At 33.2% G+C, this 15,419-nt stretch carries 17 protein-coding genes and 1 other annotated feature; of the genes, 3 read left to right on the plus strand and 14 right to left on the minus strand.

From position 1 onward, the window contains the following. From ACI32A_RS02040 to ACI32A_RS02090, 11 genes are all read right to left on the minus strand, one after another. A partial coding sequence (locus tag ACI32A_RS02040; RefSeq protein WP_439753355.1) for an ABC transporter ATP-binding protein occupies window positions 1-790 on the minus strand: 790 nt, incomplete at its 3' end. Window positions 791-792: 2 nt separating this feature from the next. Beyond that, entirely contained in the window at window positions 793-1,797 is a 1,005-nt protein-coding gene (locus ACI32A_RS02045) for an ABC transporter ATP-binding protein (RefSeq protein WP_439753356.1), read from the minus strand. Window positions 1,798-1,810: 13 nt separating this feature from the next. Continuing rightward, window positions 1,811-2,740, minus strand: coding sequence for an ABC transporter permease (locus tag ACI32A_RS02050; RefSeq protein ID WP_439753357.1), 930 nt, complete (start codon window positions 2,738-2,740; stop codon window positions 1,811-1,813). 13 nt (window positions 2,741-2,753) lie between these two features. Next, window positions 2,754-3,671, minus strand: coding sequence for an ABC transporter permease (locus tag ACI32A_RS02055; protein ID WP_439753358.1), 918 nt, complete (start codon window positions 3,669-3,671; stop codon window positions 2,754-2,756). Window positions 3,672-3,803: 132 nt separating this feature from the next. After that, complete coding sequence (locus ACI32A_RS02060; RefSeq protein WP_439753359.1) at window positions 3,804-4,109, minus strand: (Fe-S)-binding protein; 306 nt, start codon at window positions 4,107-4,109, stop codon at window positions 3,804-3,806. After that, entirely contained in the window at window positions 4,106-4,294 is a 189-nt protein-coding gene (locus ACI32A_RS02065) for a hypothetical protein (protein WP_439753360.1), read from the minus strand. Before ACI32A_RS02065 ends, ACI32A_RS02060 begins: the two co-directional genes overlap by 4 nt. Further along, on the minus strand, window positions 4,294-4,872 hold the full coding sequence (locus ACI32A_RS02070; RefSeq protein WP_439753361.1) for an electron transport complex protein RnfA: 579 nt from the start codon (window positions 4,870-4,872) through the stop codon (window positions 4,294-4,296). The genes ACI32A_RS02065 and ACI32A_RS02070 overlap by 1 nt, the downstream gene beginning before the upstream one ends. Beyond that, complete coding sequence (gene rsxE, locus ACI32A_RS02075) at window positions 4,869-5,591, minus strand: electron transport complex subunit RsxE (protein ID WP_439753362.1); 723 nt, start codon at window positions 5,589-5,591, stop codon at window positions 4,869-4,871. Before rsxE ends, ACI32A_RS02070 begins: the two co-directional genes overlap by 4 nt. Before the next feature lie 10 nt (window positions 5,592-5,601). Continuing rightward, a complete protein-coding gene (locus ACI32A_RS02080) occupies window positions 5,602-6,108 on the minus strand; it encodes an FMN-binding protein (protein ID WP_439753363.1) in 507 nt (168 codons plus the stop codon). Beyond that, complete coding sequence (locus ACI32A_RS02085; RefSeq protein ID WP_439753364.1) at window positions 6,105-7,241, minus strand: RnfABCDGE type electron transport complex subunit D; 1,137 nt, start codon at window positions 7,239-7,241, stop codon at window positions 6,105-6,107. Before ACI32A_RS02085 ends, ACI32A_RS02080 begins: the two co-directional genes overlap by 4 nt. 12 nt (window positions 7,242-7,253) lie before the next feature. Then, window positions 7,254-8,546, minus strand: a complete 1,293-nt coding sequence (locus ACI32A_RS02090; protein ID WP_439753365.1) for an RnfABCDGE type electron transport complex subunit C — start codon at window positions 8,544-8,546, stop codon at window positions 7,254-7,256. 95 nt (window positions 8,547-8,641) lie between these two features. On the opposite strand from ACI32A_RS02090, the gene ACI32A_RS02095 reads away from it, so the two are divergent. From ACI32A_RS02095 to ACI32A_RS02105, 3 genes are read left to right on the plus strand one after another with little or no spacing between them, the layout of a single operon-like run. Further along, window positions 8,642-9,721 (plus strand): FAD:protein FMN transferase, encoded by a 1,080-nt coding sequence (locus tag ACI32A_RS02095; protein WP_439753366.1) that lies wholly within the window; start codon window positions 8,642-8,644, stop codon window positions 9,719-9,721. A gap of 24 nt (window positions 9,722-9,745) precedes the next feature. Then, a complete protein-coding gene (locus ACI32A_RS02100) occupies window positions 9,746-11,104 on the plus strand; it encodes a DinB/UmuC family translesion DNA polymerase (RefSeq protein WP_439753367.1) in 1,359 nt (452 codons plus the stop codon). Then, entirely contained in the window at window positions 11,101-11,484 is a 384-nt protein-coding gene (locus ACI32A_RS02105) for a hypothetical protein (RefSeq protein ID WP_439753368.1), read from the plus strand. The genes ACI32A_RS02100 and ACI32A_RS02105 overlap by 4 nt, the downstream gene beginning before the upstream one ends. 23 nt (window positions 11,485-11,507) lie before the next feature. Here the strand turns inward: ACI32A_RS02105 and ileS are convergent, their stop codons facing one another. The 3 genes from ileS to ACI32A_RS02120 all read right to left on the minus strand — a co-directional run. Then, window positions 11,508-14,234 (minus strand): isoleucine--tRNA ligase, encoded by a 2,727-nt coding sequence (ileS, locus tag ACI32A_RS02110; RefSeq protein ID WP_439753369.1) that lies wholly within the window; start codon window positions 14,232-14,234, stop codon window positions 11,508-11,510. A 40-nt stretch (window positions 14,235-14,274) separates the two neighbouring features. After that, window positions 14,275-14,487, minus strand: a binding site (T-box leader). Then, window positions 14,481-15,227 carry a YlmH/Sll1252 family protein gene (locus ACI32A_RS02115; RefSeq protein WP_439753370.1) on the minus strand — a complete coding sequence of 249 codons (747 nt, stop codon included), beginning with the start codon at window positions 15,225-15,227 and terminating at the stop codon, window positions 14,481-14,483. (Overlaps the previous feature by 7 nt.) Further along, window positions 15,217-15,419, minus strand: a 203-nt coding sequence (locus ACI32A_RS02120; RefSeq protein ID WP_439753371.1) for a cell division protein SepF, incomplete at its 5' end; no start/stop codon positions are given. The genes ACI32A_RS02120 and ACI32A_RS02115, both read right to left, overlap by 11 nt.

Consider the following 15,419-nt stretch of genomic DNA (forward strand, 5'->3'; position numbering starts at 1 on the left):
TTTTTGGATCTGGAATAGGAACAGATGATAACAACGCTTGTGTATAAGGATGCATTGGTTGACGATAAAGAGGTTCTGCATCCCCAACTTCGACTAAATTTCCTAAATACATAACACCAATTCGATCTGAAATATGTTTGACCATACTCAAATCATGGGCAATGAATAAATAAGAAATTCCCATCTCTTTTTGAAGTTCCTCTAACAAGTTAATGACTTGAGCCTGAATAGAAACATCAAGAGCCGAGATTGGTTCGTCGCAAACAATAAATTTAGGATTCAAAGCCAAAGTACGAGCAATCCCAATACGTTGTCTTTGTCCTCCAGAGAACTCATGTGGATAACGACGAATATGGTCTGGTTTTAAACCAACTATTTCCAGTAACTCACGAACACGAGTTTCTCTTTCTTCTTTTGTTCCAATGTTATGAATATCCATTGGTTCTCGTATGATTTCTCCTACAGTCATACGAGGATTTAAAGAAGCATATGGATCTTGGAAAATCATTTGAACATCTTGTTTAAATTGCTTCAATTGATCTCCCTTGATTTCATCAATATCTACTCCATTATAGTAAATATGACCATCAGTAATTTTATTAATTTTTACAATAGCACGACCTGTTGTAGATTTTCCACAACCAGATTCTCCAACCAAACCAAAAGTTTCGTTTTCATAAACAGTTAAATTTAATCCATCAACGGCTTTTACAAGAGGGGCTTTTTTAAATACACCACCCCCACCAAAATATACTTTTAAATCTTTAATTTCTAAAATTGGTTTTGGCATATTTATTCTCCCTTCTTTTGTGCTAGCGGATGCGCTAACCAGCAAGAACAAGTATGTGTAGAAGAGTATTGTTTTTGTTCTGGCATTTTCATTTTACAAATTTTCATTGCTTTTTCACAACGATCCGCAAATGGACAATAGTCTTCAATATTTAATAAATCAGGAGGAGAACCAGGAATTGGATGCAATTCCTTTTTCTCTTTTTCTTCTGGATTGGAAATACAAGATAATAATCCAATTGTATAAGGATGCTTAGGATCATAGAAAATTTCATCTGCGGTTCCACTTTCTACAACTTTTCCTCCATACATAATATTAATACGATCACAAATGCTGGCAACAACACCTAAGTCATGTGTAATCATGATAATTCCTGAATCAATTTCTTCTTTTAAATGAGCAATCAAATCCAATACTTGTGCTTGAATTGTAACATCTAATGCAGTAGTCGGTTCATCGGCGATAATAATTTTTGGATTACATGCTAAAGCAATCGCTATAATAATACGCTGACGCATTCCCCCTGAAAATTCAAAAGGATATTGATTTAATCTTGTTTCAGGAGAAGGAATACCTACTTTTTTCATTAATTCAATTGCACGTTTTGTTGCTTCTTCTTTTGAAACATCATTATGATTTAAAATAGGTTCAATCAATTGTGTACCAATTTTTAATACAGGATTTAAAAAAGTCATAGGATCCTGAAAAATCATCGCCATATCATTTCCACGAATATCTGACATTAATGTTTCATATTCTTTTGGTGTATAATTTTTCGGACTGATATCTTTTCCATCAATGGTGATATCCCCTTCCGTAACTTTTCCGTTTCCACTTAATAAACCCATAATAGAAAACATTGTCTGAGATTTACCGGAACCAGATTCTCCTACAATACCTAATACTTCACCTTTTTCAACTTTAAAAGAAACATCACGAACTGCTTTTACAGCTCCGTTTTCTGTTTTGAATTCGGTTGATAAGTGATTTACTTCTAACATAGCCATAATTCAAAACCTCCTATTTCTTTTTCGGATCCAGCGCATCGCCTAATCCATCTCCAATAAAATTTAAAGCCAGCATTGTTAAACAAATAGCTAAAATTGGCCACATACATTCTAGAGGACGCGTTGAAACTAAACTCTTGGCATCATTTGCTAAAGTACCCCAAGATGCTTGTGGAACACTTAAACCAATTCCCAAATATCCAAGTGTTGCTTCAGAGAAAATTGCAGCTGGCACTAACATTGTAAATTGAACAATGATTGGTCCCATTGAGTTAATAATTAAATGTTTAAATAAAATACGTTTTGGACTGGCTCCTAATACAAAAGCCGCTAAAGAAAATTCCTGTTCCTTCAATGTTAGAACCTGAGCACGTACCTGACGTGACATTCCCATCCAGCTTGAAATGGAAATACCTAATAAAATAGAAAACATACTTGGTTCTAATACAACAACAATCAAAATTACATATAAAGTATCTGGAATAGAATACATACAGTCAACAATACGCATCATGACCATATCGACTTTACCACCTACATATCCAGAAATACCACCATAAATGACACCAACAATTAAAGCAATAAAAGCAGCAATAACACCTACACTTAAAGAAATTCGTCCACCACACATAACACGAACTAATATATCACGTCCAAATCGATCGGTACCCATTAAGTGTTGTAAACTTGGATTTTGACTGGCAATAGCCATATTTTGTCCATCATAGGTATATGGTGAAATCATAGGAATCACAATACAACAAACAACCATGACAGCCAAAAAGCATAATCCAATTAAAGCTAATTTATTTTGTTTAAATCTTGACCATGCATCCTGAAAATATGTTTTACTTTCATATGCGATTTTTTCAGCATTTTTATCTGATTCATCCAATCGTTCAAATAAATCCGGAGTCAATTCAAAATCTTTATTATTTTCCATTTTGTTTCCCTCCTTACTTCAATTTAATACGTGGATCAATTAAAGCCGAAATAATATCCGACAATAAGTTAAATGTAATGATAATAATTCCAAGGAAAATCGTAACCCCCATAATCACTGTGTAATCACGATCGGTTACACATGTAATAAATGTTTTTCCAATCCCAGGAATAGAGAATGCATTTTCAATAACAAATGAACCCGTTAATAAGAAAGCAAACATTGGTCCGCAATATGTTATAACAGGAAGCATTGCGTTTTTCAAAGCGTGTTTAATGATAACTTTTCGATACGGTGTTCCTTTTGAACGCGCTAAAATTATATAATCTTGTTTCATGACTTCTAATAATGAACTGCGTGTTAAACGAGCTATCATAGCAATTGGATACAATGACAATGAAATTGCAGGTAGTACGTAATTGGCTGGTTTAGATAAACCAACAAATGGTAGTACTTTTAATTCAACACCAAATACAATGATCAATAACATTGCAATCAGGAAAGAAGGAACACTGACTCCAATAGTTGCAACAACCATACAAAGGTTATTGACCCATTTTTTCTTAGACAAGGCCGCGGCCGCGCCTAAAGATATTCCACCAAAAACAGATAACAAGAAAGCAACTACACCTAGACGAGCTGTTACAGGGAAACCATGTTCAATATAATACCATACTGTATTCCCCTGATGGACCATACTTTCGCCTAAATCACCATGTGCTAAATCTTTCATATATAGAACATATTGTTCCATAATTGGCTTATCTAAATTATATTTTGCTTTAGCAGCTGCAAGTGCTTCAGGGCTTTTGTATTTTTCAGCACTGAATGGCGAACCAGGTGTAATTTTCATTAAGAAAAAGGTTGCGGTTGCCAAAATAAAAAGAGTTACAAAACCAATGAGCACACGCTTTACAATGTATTTAAACAATTCATTCACATCCTCTCAGTAATATATTTAATATTATACATAAATGTTGAAAATCTTTCAATAAATGAGAAAAAATTTTCATTTTTACAAAAAAAGAGCATAAAAATCATTTAATTTTCATGCTCCATTGCATTAACCCTTAATCTGCACTGTTAAACCATCCGGTCCAGGCGTATTCGCTAAATAATCAATTATTTCTTGTTTTTTATCCGCCTTACAAGGCTTACACATAAAAGTAGATACTTCTTTATTGACCATGGCTTCTGCTAAAGCCGAACAACCAGCGTATCCACATCCTCCACAGTTATAATTAGGCAATAATGAAGAAACTTGATCCACTCTTGGATCGGCTTCAACTTTTAAAAATTTATCGGCAATTCCAAGTCCAATTCCTAAAACGGCTCCTAATGCCAACATAACAACAATCGCATATATCATTGGTTTTCTTCCTTCTTTCTATGATGTGCAGGATGATTGGTACAAGCAAAATCATGGCATCCTTCACAATCAGCTTTTAAATTTTCGCATCCTTCTGGTAATGGTGTTTTTTTATTGGATAAATATAAGAAAATATAAATTCCAAGTAAAATACCAAAAAATAATATAGCTAAAATTGTTTTCATTATACAATGCCTGCTAAACCACTAAATGCCATAGCCATAATAGCAGCTACAATTAAAGCAATGGGATTTCCAATAAAAGAACGTGGCACTTCACTTGTTTCTAAGCGTTCACGAATACTTGAAAAAATATAAAGAACTAAAGCAAATCCAAGTGGTGTTCCTATAGAATATACAAGCATTTGAGCAATTCCATATCCATTGGAAATATTAGCTAAACAACAATTTAATACAACACAGTTTGTTGTAATCAAAGGAAGATAGACTCCCAGTGATTTATATAAAGAAGGACTTGTTTTCTTTATAAACATTTCACACAATTGTACCAATGAAGCAATTACTAAAATAAAAGTAATTAATTTCATATATTCAATTTGTAATGGAACCAATACAAGATAATAAAGAGCATATGTCACAACGGAAGCAACCACAATGACAAAAACTACCGCAATTCCCATTCCCAATGCAGAACTTCTTTTCTTGGAAACACCCATAAATGGACACATTCCTAAGAATTGATTTAAAATCGCATTGTTAATTAATACACTTGTAACTAATAAAGTGGCTAATTCTTTAATCATAGAGCATTCGCTCCTTTCTTATTGGCTAAAGCCGCTTGTTTTTTGGCTTCCATTTCTTTTTTCTTTGCTTCTTTTTCAGCTTGCGCAATGCGATCAGCTTCTTTGTTTTTCATCGAAGCAACAATGGCAGCTAAAATGGCAAATGTCACAAAGGCCCCTACCGAAGAACCAAACATGCTAATTGTATATTGTTCTGGAATAATCGTAAAACTCAATAATACTTGAGCTGTATTAAATGGATTGGTAATGGTACATCCACCTGTTGCCAATATTTCACGAATAAATGACATAACAATAACAGCCAATGTATAACCAAGTCCCATTCCTAATCCATCAATTGCTGAATCTAATACTGTATTTTTGCTTGCGAATGCTTCCGCACGCCCTAAAATGATACAGTTTACGACAATCAATGGAATAAAGACACCTAAGCTGTCATTTAAAGAAGGAGCAAAAGCCTGAATTAACATTTGAATGATTGTAACCAAAGAAGCAATAATCACAATATAAACAGGAATACGAATTTCATCGGGTGTAATTTTTCGAATACAGGAAACAATAACATTTGACATAATTAAAACCATAATTACTGCTACACCCATTCCAATGGCATTGTTAACGGTTGTCGTAATGGCCAGTGTCGAACAAATTCCTAAATAAAGAGAAAAAACCGGATTATCTTTAATTAAACCAGCTTTAAAATTTTGCCAGCGATTCATAAACTACCTCCTATTTTATTCCCTTCATCACTTCATAAGCTTCATGGATTCCATTGATAACAGGTGTACTTGATACAGTTGCCCCGCTAATGGTATCCAATTGAGAAGAAGCTTCTTTTCCTTCAAGTGAAGCAATAAATGGTTCATCCATAACTTGGGATCCCAATCCTTTTGTATCTCCATTTGAAAGTGGCTGATATTGATCAATAATGCCTGTAGTGGAATCAATTGAAACTAAGAAATTAGTTCCATCTTTATAGCCAGAAACTTTCATATTGAATATATAATAATCATTATATTGATATACTTTTTGAATGGTAGAAGAAGTTAAACCATCAATTAAAACAAATTCATCATCATTGGCATCGGGATACATAGATAATAAAGACTCTTTTTCCAGTTTCAATTCATTTTCAGCAATAATAGGCGCTGTAATACCATTGACATAGGATAAAGCCCCGCCTGCCAAAGCCGCTACAATGGCTAAAAATAAACCCAGTTGAATTGCCTTTTTCATATGTTTTCCTCCTGTACATTGATTTCATTTTTCATAGTTGTTGAAACCGATTCAACAGAAGTTGCCGCAAAAATGGAAACAGCCAATCCAAGAATCGCAAAACAAATAAACCCTTTTATTGCTTTTTTCTTAATTTCCAATTGTTTTCCATCTAAAAGTGATTCAATTAAAGGTGTAAACATATTCATTAATAAAATCGAATATAAACAACCTTCTGGTAAATTCGCACATAAACGAATCAAAACCGTTAAAATTGCAGCTCCCATCGCAAATAAAGTACGACCTGATGCACTTGTTGGTGAAGTTACTGGATCGGTCAACATAAAGACACCACCAAAAACTACACCACCTGTTAAAATTTGAATAAGTGGATACCAGATGATAGCTGGAATACCATGATAGGATTCCAATCCAGCAAACAAAGCAACAATAGCACTCATCACTACAATCGTTGTTAAATAAACAACAGGAACTCTCCAGTCGATGACATCACGAATGATTAAGACAATACCAATAATTAAAATTAATATTGTAAACGTTTCACCCAATGCTCCCGGATACAAGCCCAGAGCCAAGGAAGAAAATCCACCAAATTCAGCTAAGAAAGCATCCAGTGCCTGCGCACTACCTGGTAGCCAATGATATGTACTAGCCAAAACAGTTGTTGGTGTAGCACTTGTCACTAAATTCGTTGTCATTCCTGCAAAAGCAGCAAAAATGGTAGCTCTTCCCACAGCTGCTGGATTGAATATATTTTGTCCAAAACCACCAAATAATAATTTACCAAATATAATACTAAAAGCCGTTGCAATCACGAGTGCATAAATTCGAGTGGAAATTGGAACCATCAATGTTAAAATAATGGCTGTTACCCATCCAAATGAATTTTTTAAATACGATTTAATTTCTTTTTTCATGACTTTCGCAAAAACAGCTTCACAAACAAAAGTCGTGACTAGTGAACTTGCTAATAATAAGATACATTGCAATGCATATGTCATTGACCAGCAAGTACCATAATAAATAACTGAAGCTATAAAGACAACCAGCAAACCAATCGTCAAATCGCGCATAATAGATTGTGTTGTCTGTTTTCCTTTTATATTGGGACTTACATGAAAATTAAACTTCATACACAACACCTCCTATTTCTTCTTCATCATCAAGACTCGTTTTGCCTTGCGCACATTTTCGGTTACATCAATATGAGAAGGACAATTATAAGAACATAAACCACATTCAATACAACTTAAAGCCCCTCGCTTTTCCATTTCTTCTAAATTATTAGCTTGCACTGCCTGGGCAATACGAACTGGCTGTAATCCAGCAGGACAATGATCGGAACATTTTCCACATCGTAAACAAGCAATGGCATCATCTGCCACATGTGGAAGAACTGTAATCGCATTGGTTGCACGATCGACAACCCATAATTCATTCACAACAGTTTTTCCCATCATTGGTCCACCTGCAATCAAGCGAACACTATCACTTGTATATCCACCACAAGCTTCCATAATTTCTTTGACACAAGTCCCTACTGGAACATAAACATTCATTGGATTTTTAACGCCTTCTCCAGAAACAGTAACCATTTTAGAAACAATAGCCTGGCCTTTTTCAAATGCCTGCGCCGTAGCAATGGCAGTCGTAGCATTGCTGACAATGGCTCCAGCTTCAGCTGGCAGGCGATCATATTCTTTATGAAGAACTTCACGAACCAATACACGTTCCCATCCCATTGGATAAACATCCGGTACAGGTTTAACTTGTAAACTTGAATGAGAAGAAACTGCTTTTTTTACCAAATCAATTAAGTCGGGATGACTTTCTTTTATACAAATATATACAACATTACATGTTGCCATTTTCTGTAAAATCAAACAACCTGTAACTAAATCCTGTACACGACTTTGAATCATTTTATAGTCGGCCGTAATATATGGTTCACATTCTACTGCATTTATCAATAATGCATCAATTCCATTGGGCTTAGAATATTTGATATAAGCTGGAAAACCAGCTCCACCTAAACCAACAATTCCAGCATTTTTAATAAAATCAACACATTGTTCCCATGTTGCACTTTGATAATCCAAAGGCTCGAACGATGGAACACTTTCCTGTAAACCATCTAATTCAATTATCATATGCATCTGTGGCTTTAAAGAACTATGCATGCGTTTTGCACATCCTTTATAAGTACCAGAAACACTTGAATAAATTGGAATGTAGAAACCACTAGCAGTTTCCGCTAGTTTTGTACCAACTTTTACACGATCTCCTTCTTGTACCAAAACATTGAAATTTGTATTATTCCCTGCAATTAAGGGAAGATATACTTCTTTTTTTGGTAACAAATTCAGAATATCTTTATGATCCGATAATTCTTTTTTACCAGGAATATGGTGCCTCATTGGTCCTAAAAATAGTGACATAGACAATCCCTCCAATGTCTCTATTTTATTCCTAATCACCGTGTGTTTCAAGTTCATGATTAGACAAAGACAGGAAAAGTCCTTATAATAAAACCATGAAAAAAAATATACAATCCTGGTTTCTTTTTTCGATTTGTTTTTTGATTTTAATCGCATCTATTTTATTTTATCTTTCCAATCAAAAACCAAAAGAAACCACACAAAGCATTACTTTGACCAATGTTGGATTTGATACAGCCATTACATTTAGCTGTACAACAACTAAAACTGAATTTGATTCTTATGTATCTCTAATACAGGAAGCCTATACATACTATAATCAATTATTTGATCAATATCATAGTAATGACATCAATAATGTATATACACTGAATCAAAAAGCAAAAAATGAATATATCCAGGTTGATGAGGAATTAATTGATTGTATTCAAATAGCTAAAAAAGTATATGAAATCAATTCAAAATTTGATATTACCAGTGGTTCTCTTTTATCCATCTGGCATACAAAACGATTAGAAGGTATTTCATTAAATGAACAAGGAAAAGATGGTTTCTTACCAGATGAAAATGAAATTCATGAAGCAAAAAAACATATAGGATTTAATTTATTAGATATTCAGGGAAATACGATTCATTATTTGGATCCACAACTTCAATTGGATTTAGGTGGCATTGCCAAAGGCTATGCCAGTCAAAAAGTAAAAGAAAAATTAAATGAAGCAGGATGTGACAATGGTTTTATCAATGCCGGTGGCAATGTTGTTTTATTGGGAAAAAAAGACTGGCACATTGGAATACAAGACCCCGATTCCAATGAAAGCTTGTTAGATTATCAGACAAATGAAGATGTATGTATTGTGACCAGTGGAGATTATCAGCGCTACTATACCATTGATAATCAAAAATATTCACATATCATCGATCCAGATACAGGCTATCCAGCCAACCTTCATCGTTCGGTTACTGTCATTTGTAAAGACTCTGCCATAGCCGATGCATATAGCACTTTATTATTTTGTTTGAGTGTAGAAGATGGAATAAAGCTTTTAGAAGATACTGACATACAAGCCATTTGGATAACTAATCAGGAATGTTCTATTGAAAAAACACTGCAAAATGAAAATTATAATATTTATTGCACACCAGACACTAAGATTTCATTCACTACTTCTTAGTGTTTTTTTTGATATACTATTTTTATGAAAACCTATATTGCCATTGATTTAAAATCTTTTTATGCATCGGTAGAATGCATCGAAAGAGGATTGAATCCCCTTACTACTAATTTAGTCGTTGCCGATGAATCAAGAACACAAACAACGATTTGTTTAGCCGTTTCTCCTTCTTTAAAACAATATGGCTTACCAGGTCGTTGTCGTCTATTTGAAGTGGAACAAAAGTGTTTAGAAATCCAGAATAAAAACAATAAAAAAATAAATTATATTATTGCCCCGCCTCGTATGTCTTTATATATTGAATATTCAACAAAAATATATCAAGTATATACCAAATATATTAGTGAACAAGACATTCATGTCTATAGCATTGATGAAGTCTTTATCGATATTAGTTCGTATTTGTCTTTCTATAAAATGAATGCCCATGATTTTTGTGTTTTTTTATTAAAAGAAATTTATAAAACAACTGGTATTACTGCCACAGCTGGTATTGGAACAAATCTTTATTTAGCAAAAGTTGCCATGGATATTGTCGCAAAACATGCCAATCCAGATGAAAATGGGGTTCGTATTGCTTCTTTAGATGAAATTTCTTTTCGAAAACAATTATGGAATCATAAACCATTAACGGATTTCTGGCGCATTGGAAAAGGAATCGCTTCTCGTTTAGAAAAAAATGGAATAACGACTATGAAGGAATTAGCGATTCAATCGATTCAAAACGAAGATTGGTTTTATCAGGAATTTGGTGTTGATGCGGAAATATTAATTGACCATGCATGGGGTTATGAACCATGTACAATGGAACATATTAAAGCATATCGTCCTTCTTTAAAAAGTTTTTCTTATGGACAAGTATTATCCAGGGGGTATTCTAAAAAAGAGGGTTGTATTATTTTAAAGGAAATGATAGATCAAATGGTTTTGGATTTAACTCAAAAAGGATGTAAAACAAATTCTATTTCCATTTATATTGGCTATGAATTTGTTTCGAATTATAAAGGAAATACAATAAAAGATGGGTATGGAAGAATTCTTCCCAAAGGTTTATCAAAATCGATTTCTTTACAGACCTATACATCTGATTCTAAAAAAATAGTAAATCTTTTACTTGATTTTTATCAAAAACAAGTCGATGAAACATTATTGATTCGTCGTTTTATGTTGAGTTGTAACAATGTTAAAAAAATGAATGAAACTTTTGAGCAATTGTCTTTATTTGAGACTGTAGAAGAAAATATAGAACAGGAAAAACTGAATCAAACAATTTTAGATATTCAAAAAAAATATGGTAAAAATGCGATTGTAAAGGGTACAAATCTAGAACAAGGGGCTACGACTTTAGAAAGGAATACACAAATTGGAGGACATAAAGCATGAAAGAAGAAGATTTGATTTATTTAAAATATCCTTTTTCTAAGCCTAAAATGGACTTAACAAATCGAGCTAAAATTTTTCTTCCTTTTTCGGCTTTAAAAGGATTTGAAGAAAAAATTGATGAAGTTAATCAGTGTTATACAAAAAAAATAGAACTTAACGAGGATATGATTTTCCAGATTATTCAAAAGCTTTGTGATTATCAAAATATTTTAAGTCAAAATCCAATTATTTGTTTAACATATTTTGTAGAAGATAAATCCAATATAGATGGGTTTTATAAAACAGAAGAAGGTTTATTATCTCAAATTGATTTTGAAAAAGGATTTATTGTATTTAATCAGAAAAGAATTCAAATTTCTAATATTTATGACATAGAATAAGGGAAGCAAAACGCTTCCCTTCATTATTTATTCAATACATCAAAACAACGATTACACAATCCTTCTTCGTGATTTGTTTGTGTAATATTCCAGCAACGAGGACATACACTTCCTTGGGCTTTTTCGACTTGGACTTGACATACTTCATATTGAGGTAAAGTATCTTGTACAAATTCCATTTGGGATACTGTAAACCATTGCGCTGGATGAGCTAACATAGAATCAATGACTTCTTTTTGTTCATCTGAAACATGTAAAATGACTTTAGCTTCTAATGGCTTACCAATTAATTTTTCAGCTCGTTTTTCTTCCAATGCTTTGAAAACGTCTTTACGAATTTCAAATAGAACTTTCATTTTTTCTTGAATTGAAACACAATCAAAGTCTAAATCTAATTTTTTAAATGTTTCCAAATGAATGGATTCTTCATTAAATTTCATGAAATCATTAATTTCTTCACAAGTATGCGATAAAATTGGTGCCCAGCATTTTGTTAAGACTTCCGTTGCCGTATATAAAACGGTTTGTACTTCGCGTCTTTCTTTTGCATCTGTTTTTTCGATATAAAGAATGTCTTTTGTATAATCTAAATAATAAGCTGATAAATCATTTGTCATTAAATTCGATAAATAAGACACGATATCAGAGAATCGATATTCTTTATAGGCTTTTTCTACATATTCATTGGCAGCTTGTAATTGCACTAAAATATATTTATTTAAATCGGATAATTCATTAAATGGCAGACAATCTTCTTTTTTAAATTGATTATCATCTAAATTGGCCATTAAGAATCTAAATGTATTACGTACTTTACGATAATTGTCACTAACTTGTTTTAAAATATTTTGTCCCATTGAAACATCGGCTTGATAATCCACAGAACAAGCCCATAAACGAAGAATGTCAGCTCCATATTTCTTTGTGATTTCTCCAGGAGCAACTGCATTCCATAAAGATTTAGACATTTTTTGTCCTTTTTCATCCATGACAAATCCATGTGATAAAACAGCTTTATAAGGGGCTTTTCCATGAACAGCTGTTCCAACAATTAAACTTGAGTTAAACCATCCACGATATTGGTCGCTTCCTTCAAAATATAAATCCACTGGATAATCCAATCCTCTTTGTTTGATACATCCAGTATGGCTGGAACCTGAATCAAACCAGACATCCATTGTATCTAATTCTTTTCTAAATACTCCATTAGGTGAATGAATAGAAGTATAGCCTTCTGGTAATAAATCTTTAGCATCTCTTTCAAACCAGACATTGGATCCATATTGAGCAAATAATTCAGATACATGATCAAAGATTTCTTGTTCAATTAATGGAGTATCGTCCTCTCCATAAATAATTGGAATTGGTACACCCCATGCACGTTGACGAGAAATACACCAGTCTCCTCGATCAGCAATCATGTTGTGCATTCTTTGTTCTCCCCAGCTTGGTGTCCATTCTACACTGTGGATTTGTTCTAATAATTCATCGCGAATCTTATCAATGGAAGCAAACCATTGTGTTGTAGCACGATAAATAACTGGTTTTTTTGTACGCCAGTCATGTGGATAAGAGTGAACAATAAATTGTAGTTTTAATAATGATCCTAATTCATCCAGACGCATTGTTACTGTTTTGTTGGCATCTTCGACATATTGTCCTTCTAACCATTCTCCACAATCCTTTGTCATGCATCCTTTTTCGTCAACATTCACATAGACTGGTAAATTGTATTTCATACCAATCAGGAAGTCATCCATACCAAATCCAGGTGCTGTATGAACGCATCCAGTACCGGCATCGGCTGTAACGTGTTCCCCACACATTAAAATAGATTCTCTTTCTGGATATAATGGATGGTAACATGTAATGTATTCAAATTCTTTTCCTTTGAATGTTTTTAATACTTCTTTTTGTTCCAGCTTAAATTCAGCACATAAAGTATCTACCATTTCAGCTAACATGACTAAATTTCCTTTTTCTGTACGAACTAAGGCATAGTCAAAATCTGGATGAACCGAAATTCCCAGGTTTGCTGGAATTGTCCAAGGTGTTGTTGTCCAGATCACAAAGGAATCATCACTTGTTAAAACACCTTTTCCATCTTTAACTTGAAATTTTACATAAATTGTAGGACTCTTTACATCTTTATATTCTACTTCTGCTTCGGCTAAAGCTGATTCAGAACTTGGTGACCAGATAACAGGTTTTAATCCTTTATAAATCAATCCCTTTGTTGCCATTTTTCCAAATACATCAATTTGTAATGCTTCAAATTCTTTTTGTAGTGTAATATATGGATGATCATAATCTCCAATAGAACCTAAAGACAAGAAACCAGCTTTTTGTTTTTCAACTTGTTCCAAAGCATAGTCTTGACAGATTTTACGAAATTCTGCCAATGGCATTTTCTTACGATCGTATCCTAATTTTGTAACAGCAGTTTCAATAGGAAGACCATGTGTATCCCATCCAGGAATATAAACAATTTTGTCTCCCATCATAAAATGTGAACGATTAATGACATCTTTTAATACTTTATTTAATGCATGTCCTAAATGAATGTCTCCATTGGCATATGGAGGCCCATCATGTAGAATAAATGGTTTCGCATCTTCTCTTTGCGAAAGCATTTTTTCATATAAATTCATTTCCTTCCATCTTTTTTGAATTCCTGGTTCTTTTTTTGGTAAATTCCCACGCATTTCAAAACCAGTTTTTGGCATGTGTAACGTTTCTTTGTAGTCCATTTTCTTTTTCCTTTCAATAATAATAAAAAAAAAGCGTCCATCTAAGGACGCTTACACGCGATTACCACCTTAGTTCCTTTTATGAAAACATAAAAGACACTCAATAACGATAACGGATTTACCCGGATTTTCTTACTAATTTCAGAAAATCAGCTCAAAGTGATATTTTATTGAACATCATAAAGCTTTTCACCAGCCAGCTTTTCTCTAACATGAGAGGAACAATAAAACGCGTCTTTTTCTTAGCTAAATAAATTGATCGAATTGTAAAATCAATCGATTCTTTTTTGTTGTTGCCTGAATTCCTCGAAAAATGTATTTTCCACTTCGATGAATCGAAACAATATCATTTAAACATAATTGACAATTTTCTTCAAGTTGAACATCATTAAGTTTTACCAAACCATGATGAATTTTATTCATAGCTTCTTTTCTGGAGCAATGCGATAAATTTGCGACAATGGCATCTAATCTGGTAGAAGCACAATTGATTTGAATTTTCTCAAAACAAACAATTGGTAAATCTACATTTTCAATTTCTTCTAAAGATACTGGACAGCGTGCAATCATTGTACAAGATTGTTTTATATAATCAGCAATCGATGGCATGCAGAAAATATAAAGATGATCTTGATAGATGATTAAATCCCCTATTTGATTTCGTTCTAATCCTAAACTCATTAAGGTTCCTAAAATATCTCGATGTGATATTTTTTTAAAGCGAGAATCAATTTTTGAGCATAGACAAACAATAGGATTTTGAAATTCTTCTTCTATTTCATATAAAATACATACTTTTCGAATCGCATTTTCAAAGCCACCAATGAATTGATAATGTAAAGTCGATGGAATCATTTGTTGAATGATTTTCTGCTGCGTCAAACTTAAAAAAGAGGTCACGATTGGCCTTGCCTTTACATGTACCAAATGAAATTGATCCCTGATATAGGCAACAAACAATTCATGACCTTTATAATTAAAATTATTCGGCATCATCAAAATCGTCTGGACTTCCAAGATTAATTGATCCTTGAACACCAATTTGTGAAGGTGAACATAAAATTACATTTTGACCAATTTTTTGAATCTTTCCATCCAAAGCGAATACAACACCAGTTAAGAAATCAATCGTACGTTGTGCATATTCACGATCCAATTTATGTAAATTAACAACAACAGCACGTC

The sequence above is a fragment of the Floccifex sp. genome (genome assembly GCF_051873555.1).
Lineage (GTDB): Bacteria > Bacillota_I > Bacilli_A > Erysipelotrichales > Erysipelotrichaceae > Floccifex.

What these genes read in the sequence shown, in the direction of transcription:
- ACI32A_RS02085 (WP_439753364.1), bottom strand. Translation starts at nt 7,241, where the DNA reads ATGAAGTTTAATTTTCATGTAAGTCCCAATATAAAAGGAAAACAGACA.
- ACI32A_RS02065 (WP_439753360.1), bottom strand. Translation starts at nt 4,294, where the DNA reads ATGAAAACAATTTTAGCTATATTATTTTTTGGTATTTTACTTGGAATT.
- ACI32A_RS02105 (WP_439753368.1), top strand. Translation starts at nt 11,101, where the DNA reads ATGAAAGAAGAAGATTTGATTTATTTAAAATATCCTTTTTCTAAGCCT.
- ACI32A_RS02045 (WP_439753356.1), bottom strand. Translation starts at nt 1,797, where the DNA reads ATGGCTATGTTAGAAGTAAATCACTTATCAACCGAATTCAAAACAGAA.
- ACI32A_RS02090 (WP_439753365.1), bottom strand. Translation starts at nt 8,546, where the DNA reads ATGTCACTATTTTTAGGACCAATGAGGCACCATATTCCTGGTAAAAAA.
- ACI32A_RS02080 (WP_439753363.1), bottom strand. Translation starts at nt 6,108, where the DNA reads ATGAAAAAGGCAATTCAACTGGGTTTATTTTTAGCCATTGTAGCGGCT.
- ileS (WP_439753369.1), bottom strand. Translation starts at nt 14,234, where the DNA reads ATGGACTACAAAGAAACGTTACACATGCCAAAAACTGGTTTTGAAATG.
- ACI32A_RS02050 (WP_439753357.1), bottom strand. Translation starts at nt 2,740, where the DNA reads ATGGAAAATAATAAAGATTTTGAATTGACTCCGGATTTATTTGAACGA.
- ACI32A_RS02070 (WP_439753361.1), bottom strand. Translation starts at nt 4,872, where the DNA reads ATGATTAAAGAATTAGCCACTTTATTAGTTACAAGTGTATTAATTAAC.
- ACI32A_RS02100 (WP_439753367.1), top strand. Translation starts at nt 9,746, where the DNA reads ATGAAAACCTATATTGCCATTGATTTAAAATCTTTTTATGCATCGGTA.
- rsxE (WP_439753362.1), bottom strand. Translation starts at nt 5,591, where the DNA reads ATGAATCGCTGGCAAAATTTTAAAGCTGGTTTAATTAAAGATAATCCG.
- ACI32A_RS02095 (WP_439753366.1), top strand. Translation starts at nt 8,642, where the DNA reads ATGAAAAAAAATATACAATCCTGGTTTCTTTTTTCGATTTGTTTTTTG.
- ACI32A_RS02060 (WP_439753359.1), bottom strand. Translation starts at nt 4,109, where the DNA reads ATGATATATGCGATTGTTGTTATGTTGGCATTAGGAGCCGTTTTAGGA.
- ACI32A_RS02115 (WP_439753370.1), bottom strand. Translation starts at nt 15,227, where the DNA reads ATGCCGAATAATTTTAATTATAAAGGTCATGAATTGTTTGTTGCCTAT.